The organism is Pseudomonas syringae (assembly GCF_000737245.1).
In the GTDB taxonomy this organism is placed as follows: domain Bacteria; phylum Pseudomonadota; class Gammaproteobacteria; order Pseudomonadales; family Pseudomonadaceae; genus Aquipseudomonas; species Aquipseudomonas syringae_J.
The window spans coordinates 89,282-103,314 of record NZ_JPQU01000024.1; the positions used below are offsets into that span (position 1 = coordinate 89,282).

The following is a 14,033-nucleotide window of genomic DNA, read 5'->3' on the forward strand; positions in this document are numbered from 1 at the left end:
GGGGCCGGAGACATTCATCTGAATGACAGCTGGTCGGTTTTTTTTATAACCCTGCGATGGATCGCATTTTTCGCGGTCTATGACTGCACACGTTAATCCATCGCAACCGGACCAGTGCTGACTGAAGACTTCGCTGGCTAATCGGATATCGTTTGCAACATAATGCGCCTTGTATTTGGCGTCATACATTTGACGTAGTGCGAAGTGCCCGGTTTTAGAGAGGTCGACTGATGTTCGCTGGCAGGTGGATTGATGCAAAACGACGATAAAGTAGTGCCTTTGACTAAGGCGAACGCTGACCAGGCGGTTAATTCGCCGTTGGCGCGGCTGCCTGTCGTTTTACTTCAGGTCCGGGACAAAGCTGCCCAGCAGCTCAAGGATGCGCTTCAGGAACTGTTCGATAACGCAGACGACACGCTGTTTGAAATGGCTGATCGGGCGCACAACAACACCGAGCAGAACTCATTTTTTGAAGCCATGCGCGATTTGCGTCTCAAGCGCAAAAGTATCGAGCGTGCTTTTCTCGATAAGTTCTACGAAGCCTTCCTGCGCATCGGCCAATACCAGATTGTCGAACCGACGATTCCGGCAGCAGTGTCCTTTGACAAGCTGTCGCTGGTGCATAACGACGATCTGGAGAAAACCGTCGCCGTGGATGCCATGGTCGCCAAGGTACTGAGTCGCGACGGCATCGCCCTTGACCAGCTGACCACCCGCCTGAACCACCTGATTACCCAGCCCTTGACTGTCGAAACCAACCCTATGGGGCCGGCGCTGTTATGCGAATTTTTCCTGCTGGCGGGGAAAAGTCTGGGGGTTGAGATCAAGGTCAAGCTGATCATCCTCAAGCTGTTCGAGAAGTACGTGCTGGCCGACGCTGATCACCTTTACGGCGAGGCCAACCAACTGCTGATTGCCACCGGCGTGCTGCCTGAACTCAAGGCGTTGCCCGCCCGCCGCGCCACTGACCGGACAGCTCGACCGGCCCGTGAGCGGCCCAGCGAGCAGTTTGCAGATCCGGGCCTGGCCCAGGCCGCGGATAAGCTGGACCAAGGTGTGCAGGAGGTGTTTTCGGCCCTGCAGGAGTTGCTGCTGCAGGTCCGTGGGAACCTGGTCACACGTCATGATGCCAGTGCCGAGCCTCGACCAATTTCCAGTCAGGATCTGCTGCGTTTGTTGTCGCATATGCAGCAGTACGTGCCGGCTGCAGATGCGCCGGAAGACTTCGACCTGCGCAATCAGCTGGAACAATTGCTCGCGCGAGTCAGTATGAAGAGTGGCAAGTTTCGGGTGGTCGGAGCGGTCGATGAGGACGTCATCAACCTGATCGCGATGCTCTTTGAATTCATCCTCGACGATCGTAACTTGCCACTGTCGCTGCGTGCCTTGATCGGCCGTCTGCAAATCCCGATGCTCAAGGTTGCGGTCATCGACAAAAGTTTTTTCAGCCGTGGCAGCCACCCGGCGCGCCGGTTGCTGAACGAAATAGCTTCTGCCGCCCTGGGTTGGGGTGGGCGCGACGATTACCAGCGTGATTCGTTATATGTGCGCGTCGAGCAGATCGTGCAGCGCTTGCTGAACGATTTTGTTGACGATCCAGCGATATTTTCCGAGTTGCTGGTGGATTTCCTGGCGTTCACCAGCGATGAGCGCCGCCGCAGCGAGTTGCTGGAGCAGCGCACCCGCGACGCCGAAGAAGGCCGCGCTCGCGCAGAGTTGGCCCGTCAGCGGGTACAGCAGGAGTTGAATGAGCGGTTGCTGGGTAAAGTCTTGCCTGAAGTCGTCGTTCGTCTGCTGCAGGAAGCCTGGAGCAAGGTGTTGTTGCTGACTTGCCTCAAGCATGGCGATGAGTCCAGCGAATGGCAGGCCGGACTGGTCGCCATGGATGATCTGATCTGGAGCGTTGAGCCGCACGAAGAAGCTGACGCGCGCCAGCGTTTGCTGGATCTGGTTCCTGGCTTGCTTAAAGCACTGCGCGAAGGGCTGGCCAGCGCCGCATTTGATCCGTTTGCCACCAGCGAATTCTTCAGCCAGCTGGAGGCCCTGCATGTGCAGGCCTTTCAGCATTTCTCGCGCTTGCAGGACCCACAAGACGGCGCCGATGACAGCGCTCCAACTGTGCATGAAGGCGACTTGCCTCCAGGGCCGGTGATGATTGAGGTGGTCGAGGAAATTGTCTTGATCGCACCGGGCGAGCAGTTCCTCAACGAGTCGGTAGTGCGCCTGCCCGATGATGACGCTGGGCTGGCTCAGGTCGACAAGTTGCGTCTGGGTGGCTGGGTCGAAATTCAGGAAGACGAAGATCACCGGCTGCGTTGCAAGCTGGCTGCCATCGTTGAACCGAGTGGACGCTATGTGTTCGTTAACCGCACCGGGATGAAGGTCCTGGAAAAAACCCGCATGGGCCTGGCCGTGGAGTTTCGTCGTGGCAGCATCCGCCTGCTGGACGATGCCTTGCTGTTCGATCGGGCGCTGGAGTCGGTGTTGGGGAATCTGCGCAAGCTCAAGGGTGCATAATTACCTGGTTTGAAATGCGATCTTGTGGGAGCGGTGCTTGCCCGCGATAAGGCTGGACGCGATTCACTTTAGCCCTCACTGCCCTTATCGCGGGCAAGCATCGCTCCCGCATAGTAATTCCGCAGCACCGGACACCTCCTACACACTCCATCGCCGATTTACTCCCCCCTGTCTCGTCTATCGCGGGCATACTTGGCCCTGTCGATTTATCTGTGCAAGGAACCTTCATGCAACTCGATTGCGCAAGCGGCTGGTGCCACGGCGTGCATCATTGCCCATCGCCCAATTTCAATGCGCGCCCTACGGGTGAAGTGTCTTTATTGGTTATCCACAACATCAGCTTGCCGCCCGCGCAGTTCAAGACCGGTAAAGTCCAGGCATTTTTTCAGAATCAACTGGATGTCACCGAGCATCCGTATTTTGCAGGGATTGCCGATTTGCGGGTGTCGGCGCATTTTCTGATTGAGCGTGATGGCGAGGTCACTCAGTTCGTCTCTTGTCTGGATCGTGCGTGGCATGCGGGCATTTCCAGTTTCGAAGGCCGGGAGACCTGCAATGATTTCTCCGTGGGCATCGAGCTGGAGGGCACCGATGAACAGCCGTTTACCGACGCTCAATACGTGGCGCTGGTCGATCTGACCCGGCAATTGCAGTCGGCATTTCCAGCTATCACAACGGCTCGCATCTGCGGCCACAGCGACATCGCGCCCGGTCGCAAGACTGATCCGGGACCTTATTTCCAATGGCCGCGTTATAAAGCGGCCTTGCAGGATTGATGTGAGGAGCACGCAATGAGTTTTCTGGTGTTACTGCTGGCCGTCTTGATAGAGAAGTTCTCGGCGCTACGCCAACGTGTGCAACGTGACGGGATCTGGCTGGCTGAATTGGCCAGCCTGGAAGCAAAGCCGCGAACCGCTGCGCGGCCTTGGCTGATCCTGGGTTTGATGGTGTTGTTGCCGGTCTTGCTGCTGGCGCTGATTCTGCTGGTGTTAGGCTCTGTCGCCAATGGCTGGCTAGCGCTGCCGGTGCATGTGCTGGTGTTGATTTACAGCCTTGGCCGAGGCGATCTTCTGGCGGCGCTCGGCCCGTTTCGTGACGCGTGCCGACGCGGCGATGCGCAGGCGGCGGTGCATGTTGCCGAGCGCGACATGGGCGTTCAGGCCGACAGCTCTGAAGAGCTGCTGCAGGGCGTGCAGAGTCATCTGCTCTGGCAGGCTTACCAAAGTTTCTTTGCAGTGATTTTCTGGTATGCCCTGCTCGGGCCGTTTGCAGCGCTGGCTTATCGTTTACTGGCGCTGGCCGCCGAACACAGCAAAACTGCCGGTGTGGCGGAAAACGCCAGTCAGCTGCGCCATGCCTTCGATTGGGTGCCGGTGCGTCTGCTGGCGGCCAGCTTCGCTCTGGTTGGCAACTTCGTGGCGGTAAGCCGGGTGATGCTGCACGAGCTGCTCAACTGGAATATCAGCGCGGCACAGCTCATCAGCAAAATCGGTTGTGTGGCAGGTGAAGTTCCAGCTCCAGTCGTAGGCGCGGAGGGCGTCAATAGCCTGGACGTACTCTGGGAATTGCTCGTGCGTGCGGCGATCGTCTGGTACGCGGGATTTGCGTTGTGGACGTTGTTGATTTGAATGGTTTTGCGGGCCCTGCAGCCCTCAGGACCCCGGGTTAATCAGATCCCTGTGGGAGCGAGCTTGCTCGCGAAGGCAATGTTCCTGTTACCAGAAATATATTTGGATGTCCCGGCCTCTTCGCGAGCAAGCTCGCTCCCACAGGGGCGGGCATGGCGTCTGAATCAGTCCCACCCAAACAACTCGCACGCATTACGGGTACTGGCCTCAGCCAAAACCTCCGCCGACACCCCCATCAACTGCGCCAGCGCCTCACAGATATCCGGCAAATGCTCCGGGCTGTTGCGTTGGCCGGGGTACATGGCGGGTGCCATATCAGGGGAGTCGGTTTCCAGTACCACACTGTCCAGCGGCAGCTCGGCAATGACCCGATGCATGCGCAACGCTTGCGGCCATGTTGCTGCCCCGCCCAGGCCAAGTTTGAAACCCAGCTTGATGTATTCCCGCGCCTCTTCTCGGCTGCCCGCAAACGCATGGATGATGCCGCTTCGCGCGAGCTTGAAGCGCTTGAGCGTGGCGATGACATCCGCGTGGCTGCGCCGCACATGGAGCAGGGCGGGTAGATCGAAATCCGCTGCGAACTGCAGTTGGGCTTCGAATACCTGCTGCTGACGTTCCCGGTCGAGACTCTCGACGTAGTAATCCAGCCCGATTTCACCCACCGCACAGAGCTGGGGATGACCCTGCAGCCGGGATAGCCAGTCCCGCAGTTCGCTTAGATGTCCGGGCTGATGCTCATCGATGTACACCGGATGCATGCCAAACGCGGCGTAAAGCGTCGGGTTTTCCAGGGTCAGATCCCACACTCGTTGCCAGTTGCGCTGATAGACCCCCAGAACCACCATGCGCTCGACGCCCAATGTCCGACAGTTATCGAGAATCGCGCCGCGATCTACGTCGAAGTCCGGGAAGTCCAGATGGGTATGGGTGTCGATGAGTTTCACATCAAGCCTCGTGGATACGTTGTTTAAACGTGCGCACGATGGCGTGTACGCCGGGCTCGTAAAGGTTCTTTTCGACGGCCGCCAGGGCAAACTCAAGGGCGGCGCTGGCTATCAGCTGGTGCTGCTGAGCCATGGCATTGACCGGCAGCGGCAGGAAGTCCAGCAACTGAGTATCACCGAACGTACCGAGGTGGAACTGAGCCGGGTTGACCGCACGGCTTTGCAAGACATCGAAAATCCCCTGCAACAAGACGTAGGACGTGGTGACCAGCGCATCAGGGAAGTGGCCGAGGCGGTCGAACACCTCGCGCATCAGTCGTTGGCCGCACTGCCGGCTGAAGGCTTCGCCGTGCTCAATGATTACCTGGCCGTCGAAGCCATTGAGCGCATGCTCGAAACCACTGCTGCGCGCTCGGCTGATACTCAATTCGGGACGCGCGCCAATCAACGCGATGTTAGCGGGGCGGGTCTGCAACAGGCTGCGGGTCAGTTGCAGGCTGGCGTCGTGGTCGTCGCTGACCACGGAACAGAAGTGGTTGGCGTCCATTTCCCGGTCAATGGCGATGATTGGCATCCCCTTGCTTTGCAGCTCGCGGTAACTGTCGTCGCTGGCGGGCAGGCAACTGGCGACGAATAGTGCATCACAGCGTCGGGCACGAAACAGCTGAAGCAATTGCAGCTCGCTGACCGGATCGTCATCGGAGCTGGCAATCAGCAGTTGATAGCCGTGGGCCCGTGCGCCTTGCTCGAGCAATTTAGCGATTCGCGCATAACTGGGGTTTTCCAGGTCTGGCAGGATGAAACCCAGCGTGCGCGTATGACGGCTACGCAAGCCTGCTGCCTGGGGGTTGGGGCGAAATCCATGTTCTTCTACAACGGCCTGAACCCGTTCAACGGTCGCATTGCTGATGCGCTGCTGTTCGGCCTTGCCATTGATCACGTAACTGGCGGTCGTCACGGAGACTCCGGCCAGACGTGCAATATCACTGAGCTTCACTCGTGATTCCTTTTGTTATTAGCGCCTCTGGATTCGGCGGCAATTCTCACTGATCTTGGCTGATCTTGACAGCAGACCATGCTCCACGGGGAAGTTCTCACTTTTTTTTGCTATTGCCAGACGGCATCGGGCCCGGAGTAGGACAAACGGGCTTCAACCCACGGACATAATCGAGTAACGTGCCGGACAATTCAGATTAAACGATTCAGCAACATTTTTTCGGGTTGCCGTCATTGCGCCCAAGTTGATGTCACATGTTCATTCCCGGACATCACCTAAGCTGTCGATCAACTCATGATCGTTCTTAAAACAAGAAACAAGCGCCCACCCGCGCTGTTAAGGAGACAGGCATGCTCGAGCTCACCGTAGAGCAAATATCCATGAGCCAGACGGCTGTGGATAAATCCGCCGCGTTGCAACTGCTTGCTGACCTTCTGGTGGCCGACGGGCTTGTGGCGGACGGCTATCTGACAGGTCTGCAGAACCGTGAAAAACAAGGTTCGACCTTCCTCGGTCAAGGCATTGCGATTCCCCATGGCACCCCGGAAACCCGTGACCAGGTGTTTGCCACCGGGGTGCGCCTGATGCAGTTCCCGGAAGGGGTGGACTGGGGTGATGGTCACATCGTTTACCTGGCGATTGGTATCGCTGCCAAATCCGACGAGCATCTACGCCTGCTGCAACTCCTGACCCGCGCCCTCGGTGAAACCGATCTGGGCGAAGCCTTGCGTACTGCCGAGAGCCCCGAAGCGCTGCTCCAGTTGCTGCAAGGTGCGCCGCAAGAACTGGCGCTGGATAACCAACTGATCAGCCTTGGGGTTTCCGCCGACGATTTTGAAGAGCTGGTCTGGCGGGGAGCACGTTTGCTGCGCAAGGCCGATTGCGTGAGTAACGGCTTTGCTGCCGTGTTGCAGCAAGTTGAAGCCTTGTCGCTGGGTGATGGCCTGTGGTGGTTGCACAGCGAACAGACCGTCAAGCGTCCTGGCCTTGCTTTCGTGACCCCGGACAAGCCGATCCGTTATCTGGGCCAGCCGCTGACCGGCTTGTTCTGCCTGGCGAGCCTGGGTGAAGCGCATCAGGCCTTGCTTGAGCGGCTGTGCTCGTTGCTGATTGAAGGCCGTGGCCACGAATTGGGTCAGGCCACCAGCAACCGTGCCGTGTTGCAGGCGTTGGGTGGTGAGCTGCCCGCCGAATGGCCGACCCAACAGGTGCCGCTGGCCAACGCCCACGGCCTGCATGCCCGTCCGGCGAAGATCCTTGCCCAACTGGCCAAGGAATTCGACGGCGAGATTCGTGTGCGTATCGTCGAAACCGGCGAAAGTGCAGTCTCGGCAAAAAGCCTGAGCAAGCTGCTGAGCCTTGGCGCACGTCGTGGTCAGGTATTGGAATTTGTTGCCGAGCCGAGTATCGCCGCCGATGCACTGCCTGCGCTCATTGCTGCGATCGAGCAGGGGCTGGGCGAAGAAATCGAGCCGCTGCCGTCCGGCGTCTCGCCTGCGCCCACTGCTGCCATTGTGCCCAAGCAAGTCCTTGCGCCAGCCGATGGCAGTCAGCTCGTGGCCGTGCCTGCGTCGCCGGGCATTGCCATTGGCCCGGCTCATATACAAGTGCTGCAAGCGTTCGACTATCCCATGCAGGGTGAGTCGGCTGTTGTTGAACGCGAGCGCCTGGAAAAAGCCCTGGCCGAAGTGCGACAGGACATTCAGGGCCTGATCGAGCGCAGCAAGGCAAAAGCGATCCGCGAGATTTTCATCACCCACCTGGAAATGCTCGACGACCCGGAACTCAGCGGCGAAGTGGGGTTGCGCCTGAAACAGGGCGAAAGCGCAGCTGCGGCCTGGGCCAGTGTGATCGACAGCGCCGCCCGTCAGCAGGAGCAGTTGCATGACGCGCTGCTGGCCGAGCGTGCGGCGGACTTACGTGATGTGGGCCGGCGCGTGCTGGCACAGATCTGTGGTATCGAAACCCTGGCCGCGCCGGATGAACCGTACATTCTGGTGATGGATGAAGTCGGGCCTTCCGATGTTGCGCGTCTGGACCCTGCGCAGGTCGCCGGTATCCTCACCGCCCGTGGCGGCGCGACGGCGCACAGTGCAATTGTTGCCCGGGCCTTGGGCATTCCAGCCTTGGTTGGAGCGGGCGATGCGGTTCTGCTACTCAAACCTGGGACCGTGCTGTTACTCGACGGCCAGAAGGGCCGCCTGACGGTTGCCCCGGATGCTGACACCCTGCGTCGTGCCGCTGAAGATCGCGACAACCGCGAGCAGCGTCTGCAAGCCGCCGCAGCAAAACGCATGGAGCCTGCCGTGACCCGCGACGGTCACGCGGTGGAAGTGTTCGCCAATATCGGCGATAGCGCCGGGACGCCAGCCGCTGTTGAGCAAGGAGCGGAAGGCATTGGCCTGCTGCGCACCGAATTGCTGTTCATGGCCCACTCTCAAGCGCCAGACGAAGCAACCCAGGAAGCCGAATACCGCCGCGTGCTGGACGATCTGCAAGGTCGTCCGCTGGTGGTGCGCACCCTGGACGTGGGTGGTGACAAACCGCTGCCATACTGGCCCATCGATAAAGAAGAAAACCCCTTCCTCGGTGTGCGCGGTATCCGCTTGACCCTGCAACGTCCCGACGTCATGGAAAGTCAACTGCGTGCCTTGTTGCGCGCTGCCGACAATCGCCCGTTGCGAATCATGTTTCCCATGGTCGGCACCGTCGAGGAATGGCGTCAGGCCCGGGACATGACCGAACGCCTGCGTCTGGAAATTCCGGTGGCCGACTTGCAGATCGGGATCATGATCGAAGTGCCTTCGGCTGCGTTGCTGGCACCGGTGCTCGCCAAAGAAGTCGACTTCTTCAGCGTTGGCACTAACGACCTGACGCAGTACACCCTGGCTATCGACCGTGGCCATCCGACGCTCTCGGCCCAGGCCGATGGTTTGCACCCGTCGGTGCTGCAGTTGATCGACATCACGGTGCGTGCCGCCCATGCCAACGGCAAGTGGGTAGGTATTTGTGGCGAGCTGGCGGCAGATCCGCTGGCGGTACCGGTGCTGGTCGGCCTGGGTGTTGACGAGTTGAGCGTTTCGGCGCGCAGCATTGGCGAGGTCAAAGCCTGTGTGCGGGAATTGAATTTGAGTAGCGCAAAACAATTGGCGCAAACCGCGCTGACGGTGGGCAGTGCCGCCGAAGTTCGCGCTTTAGTGGAGGCTCTGTAAATGGCCAGGATTCTGACTTTGACCATGAACCCGGCGCTGGACCTGACCGTGCAGTTGGGCCCGTTGCAGCTGGGGCAGGTCAACCGTAGCGAGGCCATGCTTACCCACGCTGCGGGCAAAGGCCTGAATGTGGCCCAGGTGCTGGCTGATCTGGGGCACCAACTCACCGTTGCCGGTTTTCTGGGCATCGACAATCAGCAGCCGTTCGAAGCACTGTTTGCCCGTCGGGGTTTTGTCGACGAGTTCGTTCGCGTTCCCGGTGAAACCCGCAGCAACATCAAGTTGGCCGAAACCTCCGGGCGTATCACCGATCTGAACGGCCCAGGCCCGATGGTCAGTGAAGAGGCTCAGCAAGCGTTGTATGTCCGCGTCGAGCAGATTGCCGAGCAATTCGATGCCGTGGTCGTCGCTGGCAGTCTGCCCCGTGGCGTCAGCCCGGAGTGGCTGCACAAGTTGCTGGTGCGCTTGAAGGACCTGGGCCTGAAAGTGGCGCTGGACAGTAGCGGGCTGGCGTTGCGTGCAGGTCTTGCCGCAGGTCCATGGCTGATCAAGCCCAACACCGAAGAGCTGGCCGATGCACTGGACGCGCCGATCATTTCAATCGCCGCCCAGGCCGAAGCTGCCGCCAGTCTGCGTGCGCGAGGCATTGAGCATGTGGTGATTTCCCAGGGTTCGGAAGGCGTGCACTGGTTCAGCACCAATACGGCACTGCAATCGCTGCCGCCGAAAGTCACAGTCGCCAGCACCGTCGGTGCCGGGGATTCGCTGCTGGCAGGGATGGTCCATGGTTTGCTCAGCGGCCACTCGCCGCAACAGACCCTGCGCACTGCGACGGCAATTGCCGCCATGGCGGTGACTCAGATCGGGTTCGGGATCAATGATCCTGCGCAGTTGAAGCGGCTGGAAGGCGGCGTCAGCGTGCGGACGTTGGCCGAAAAGTGAGAGTTCAAAGTTGGTGCCAAACCTGTGGGAGCGGTGCTTGCCCGCGATAAGGCCGGACTCGATTGACCTGATATCCGCGTCGCCCTTATCGCGGGCAAGCACCGCTCCCACAGGTCAGCGCCTACAAGAATGCATTTCAATTCAGTTGGTCGTGCACTGGATAACAAGAGAGAACTTGTAATGAATTTAATCATTGTGACAGCCTGCCCCAATGGCAAGGTCAGCAGCGTACTCAGTGCTCGTCTGCTCAATGCCGCCGCCCAGCGCATGGGCTGGAGTACCAGCGTTGAAGTGTTTGACCCTCGCAATCCCGAGCCCAAACTGACTGCCGGACAGATCGCGGCCGCGGATTGGGTGCTGGTGGTCAATACCGGTGAAGTAGACCTGACGCGTTTTGTCGGCAAGCGCCTGTTTCAGGACACGCCTGCCCATGCATTACAGGACGTGGATGGGTTTCTGCACCGTGCCTCCGAACAAGCCGCCTTCTACGCGGCGCCGGACGCTTCGCTGGCACCTGTAGTTGCAGGCGCTACCAAGGTGCCGCATCTGGTTGCGGTCACCGCTTGTCCCACCGGCGTTGCGCATACTTTCATGGCTGCCGAGGCGATTCAACAGGCCGCCAAGCGTTTGGGCTACGAGTTGCAGGTCGAAACCCAAGGCTCGGTTGGCGCCCGTAATCCGCTGACAGCGCAGGCTATCGCTGAGGCTGACGTGGTGCTGCTGGCGGCCGACATCGAGGTCAACACCGAGCGTTTCGCTGGCAAGAAGATTTATCGCTGCGGCACCGGCATTGCCCTCAAACAGTCCGAAGCGACCCTCAAGAAAGCTCTGGCCGAGGGTCAGGTCGAATCTACCGACAGCGCTTCCAAAGCAACCGCGAAACAGGAAAAGACCGGCGTCTACAAACATTTGCTCACTGGCGTGTCGTACATGCTGCCCATGGTGGTGGCGGGTGGTTTGCTGATCGCGCTGTCGTTTGTTTTTGGTATCGAAGCGTTCAAGGAGCAAGGCACGCTGGCTGCTGCGCTGATGCAGATTGGTGGCGATGCGGCCTTCAAACTGATGGTGCCGTTGCTGGCCGGTTACATCGCCTATTCCATTGCAGATCGTCCTGGCCTGGCGCCGGGCATGATCGGTGGTCTGTTGGCGAGCACGCTGGGGGCGGGCTTCATCGGCGGTATCGCGGCGGGATTCATCGCGGGCTACAGCGCATGGGCGATCAATCGTTACATTCGTTTGCCTGCCAGCGTTGAAGCGCTGAAACCGATTTTGATCATCCCGCTGCTGGCCAGCCTGATCACCGGTCTGTTGATGATTTACGCGGTGGGCAAACCGGTAGCCGGGCTGCTGGAAAGCCTCACGCACTTTCTCGAAACCATGGGCACCACCAACGCGATTCTGCTGGGCGTAGTGTTGGGCGCCATGATGTGTATCGACCTGGGCGGCCCGATCAACAAGGCGTCCTACGCGTTTTCGGTGGGTTTGCTGGCGTCCCAGAGCTACGCGCCGATGGCCGCCGCGATGGCTGCCGGGATGGTGCCGCCGATTGGCATGGGCATCGCCAGTTTTATCGCCAGGCGCAAATTTGCCCAAAGCGAGCGTGAAGCGGGCAAGGCGGCATTCGTGCTGGGCTTGTGCTTCATCTCCGAGGGCGCGATTCCGTTTGCGGCCAAGGATCCGTTGCGAGTGATCCCGGCAAGTATTGCTGGCGGTGCTCTCACCGGTGCGTTGTCGATGTATTTCGGCTGCAAACTGATGGCGCCCCATGGCGGGCTGTTCGTGATGCTGATCCCCAACGCCATCAACCACGCGCTGCTGTACCTGCTCGCCATTGTCGCGGGCAGTCTGGTGACCGGCGTGGCATATGCACTGCTTAAGCGGCCGGAAGTGGTGGACATGGAGGTTGCGCCGGCAAGTGCATGATGGCGAGTCGTGGGACCGGCTTCAGCCGGGAAGAGGCCGGTGTGTCTGCTACATTTTTGTCGCCTGAGACGCAGCCTTCCCGGCTAAAGCCGGTCCCACGGGAGCACTGTCACATTTCCCCAACCTTGCACTGCTAGCTTTCCCCCTTACTCTTTAAGGGGGAATCACCATGACTCAGTTCGATCTGACACGCCGTCGCATCATTCAGGCAGCAGGCGCTGGCCTTCTGCTGCCGGGTCTGGCGCCGGCCGTTATCGCCTCGGTTCAGGATCGGCCGAAGATTACCGACGGTGTGCAATCCGGCGATGTGCTGGGGGATCGCGCGGTGGTCTGGAGCCGCAGCGACCGACCCTCGCGCATGGTGGTGGAGTGGGACACCCGCAGCATGTTCAGTAATCCGCGCCGAGTGGTTTCAGCCCTTGCGGATCAGCGCACCGACTTCACCGCCCGGGTCGAACTCAGCGAGCTGCCCGCTGATCAGGCGATTTTCTACCGCGTGCAATTCGAAGATGCGCAATCGGGTGTGACCAGCGAGCCCTGGTTCGGCCATCTGCGCAGCGTGCCGCAACAACGCCGCGACCTGCGCTTTGTCTGGAGCGGCGATACCGTCGGCCAAGGCTTCGGTATCAACCCGGACATCGGCGGCATGCGCATTTACGAAGCCATGCGCCTGCGCTTGCCGGATTTCTTTATTCACAGCGGCGACACCATTTATGCCGATGGCCCGGTTCCCGCGCAGATCACCACCGAAGGCGGGCGTATCTGGCGCAACCTCACTACGGAAGCCAAGAGCAAGGTCGCCGAGACGCTGGACGAATATCGCGGCGCTTATCGCTACAACCTGATGGACGATAACCTGCGTCGCTTCAACGCCGAGGTGCCGCAGATCTGGCAGTGGGACGATCACGAAGTGACCAACAACTGGTCACCCAGCAAGCAGTTGGATGATCGCTACAAGGTCAAGGATGTGCAGTTGCTGGCTTCTCGTGGGCGACAGGCGTTCCTCGAATACGCGCCGATGCGTTTGCAGCAGGCCGATAACGGCGGGCGTATCTATCGCAAACTGAGTTACGGGCCGATGCTTGATGTGTTTGTGCTGGACATGCGCAGCTACCGCGATGGTAACGACGCCAACCTCGCTGACAAACCTGGTATCACCACGGCATTCCTGGGTCGCACGCAACTGGATTGGCTCAAGGCTGAGCTCAAGGCATCCGGTGCGCAGTGGAAAGTCATTGCCGCGGATATGCCCATTGGCCTCGGCGTGCCAGATGGTGAAGTCAGCCCTGGTGTGGCGCGTTGGGAGGCCATCGCCAATGGCAACGACGGACCGGCTGCCGGACGTGAGCTGGAGGTCGCGGAGCTGCTGGGCTTTTTGCGTGCGCAGAAAGTCCGGGATTGTGTGTGGCTGACTGCCGATGTGCATTACTGCGCAGCGCATCACTACCAGCCTGACCGGGCGGTTTTTCAGGACTTCGACCCGTTCTGGGAGTTCGTCGCCGGGCCGCTCAACGCAGGCAGTTTCGGCCCTAACCCACTGGATAAAACCTTCGGCCCCGAGTTGGTCTTTCAGAAAGCCCCGCCGGCACAGAACACTTCGCCCTTTGCGGGCTTTCAATTCTTCGGCGAAGTGAACATCGATGGCCAAAGCGCCGAGATGACCGTGACCTTGCGGGATCTGGATGGGGTTTCGGTGTTTGAGAAGAAGTTGGTTCCAGCGCGGGAGGCTTAAAAACGCAAAATTTCCCAACTGCAATTCGAACCTGTGAGATCGACCCCGGCCGCTCCCACAGGCGTGATCTCCACATTTTGGCGCGACGACGTGGGACCGGCTTTAGCCGGGAAGAGGCCAGTACATCCACCCGATCTT

The 14,033-nt window shown here is 59.7% G+C and carries 9 protein-coding genes; 7 read left to right on the forward strand and 2 right to left on the reverse strand.

From position 1 onward, the window contains the following. Positions 1-252: 252 nt before the first annotated feature. The 3 genes from IV01_RS17120 (at position 253) to ampE (ending at position 4,145) form a co-directional block, all read left to right on the forward strand. Positions 253-2,517, forward strand: a complete 2,265-nt coding sequence (locus IV01_RS17120; protein ID WP_032627452.1) for a DUF1631 domain-containing protein — start codon at positions 253-255, stop codon at positions 2,515-2,517. 227 nt (positions 2,518-2,744) lie between these two features. Beyond that, entirely contained in the window at positions 2,745-3,293 is a 549-nt protein-coding gene (gene ampD / locus IV01_RS17115; RefSeq protein WP_032627454.1) for a 1,6-anhydro-N-acetylmuramyl-L-alanine amidase AmpD, read from the forward strand. Between the two features lie 15 nt (positions 3,294-3,308). After that, entirely contained in the window at positions 3,309-4,145 is an 837-nt protein-coding gene (gene ampE / locus IV01_RS17110) for a regulatory signaling modulator protein AmpE (protein WP_032627456.1), read from the forward strand. 164 nt (positions 4,146-4,309) lie between these two features. On the opposite strand, the gene IV01_RS17105 is transcribed toward ampE, so the two are convergent. Next, complete coding sequence (locus tag IV01_RS17105; RefSeq protein ID WP_032627457.1) at positions 4,310-5,089, reverse strand: TatD family hydrolase; 780 nt, start codon at positions 5,087-5,089, stop codon at positions 4,310-4,312. 1 nt (position 5,090) lies between these two features. Continuing rightward, entirely contained in the window at positions 5,091-6,086 is a 996-nt protein-coding gene (gene cra / locus IV01_RS17100) for a catabolite repressor/activator (RefSeq protein ID WP_032627459.1), read from the reverse strand. Between the two features lie 350 nt (positions 6,087-6,436). Between cra and ptsP the strand changes: the two genes are divergently transcribed. The 4 genes from ptsP to IV01_RS17080 all read left to right on the forward strand — a co-directional run bounded on the left by ptsP (position 6,437) and on the right by IV01_RS17080 (position 13,895). Further along, positions 6,437-9,298, forward strand: a complete 2,862-nt coding sequence (gene ptsP, locus IV01_RS17095) for a phosphoenolpyruvate--protein phosphotransferase (protein WP_032627460.1) — start codon at positions 6,437-6,439, stop codon at positions 9,296-9,298. Further along, a complete protein-coding gene (pfkB, locus tag IV01_RS17090) occupies positions 9,299-10,240 on the forward strand; it encodes a 1-phosphofructokinase (RefSeq protein ID WP_032627461.1) in 942 nt (313 codons plus the stop codon). 180 nt (positions 10,241-10,420) lie between these two features. Next, entirely contained in the window at positions 10,421-12,163 is a 1,743-nt protein-coding gene (locus IV01_RS17085; protein WP_032627462.1) for a PTS fructose-like transporter subunit IIB, read from the forward strand. 169 nt (positions 12,164-12,332) lie between these two features. Beyond that, positions 12,333-13,895 (forward strand): alkaline phosphatase D family protein, encoded by a 1,563-nt coding sequence (locus IV01_RS17080; protein ID WP_032627464.1) that lies wholly within the window; start codon positions 12,333-12,335, stop codon positions 13,893-13,895. Positions 13,896-14,033: the final 138 nt, after the last annotated feature.

Coding starts and splice junctions, on each gene's coding strand:
- IV01_RS17120 (WP_032627452.1), top strand. CDS start 253: ATGCAAAACGACGATAAAGTAGTGCCTTTGACTAAGGCGAACGCTGAC.
- ampD (WP_032627454.1), top strand. CDS start 2,745: ATGCAACTCGATTGCGCAAGCGGCTGGTGCCACGGCGTGCATCATTGC.
- ampE (WP_032627456.1), top strand. CDS start 3,309: ATGAGTTTTCTGGTGTTACTGCTGGCCGTCTTGATAGAGAAGTTCTCG.
- ptsP (WP_032627460.1), top strand. CDS start 6,437: ATGCTCGAGCTCACCGTAGAGCAAATATCCATGAGCCAGACGGCTGTG.
- pfkB (WP_032627461.1), top strand. CDS start 9,299: ATGGCCAGGATTCTGACTTTGACCATGAACCCGGCGCTGGACCTGACC.
- IV01_RS17085 (WP_032627462.1), top strand. CDS start 10,421: ATGAATTTAATCATTGTGACAGCCTGCCCCAATGGCAAGGTCAGCAGC.
- IV01_RS17080 (WP_032627464.1), top strand. CDS start 12,333: ATGACTCAGTTCGATCTGACACGCCGTCGCATCATTCAGGCAGCAGGC.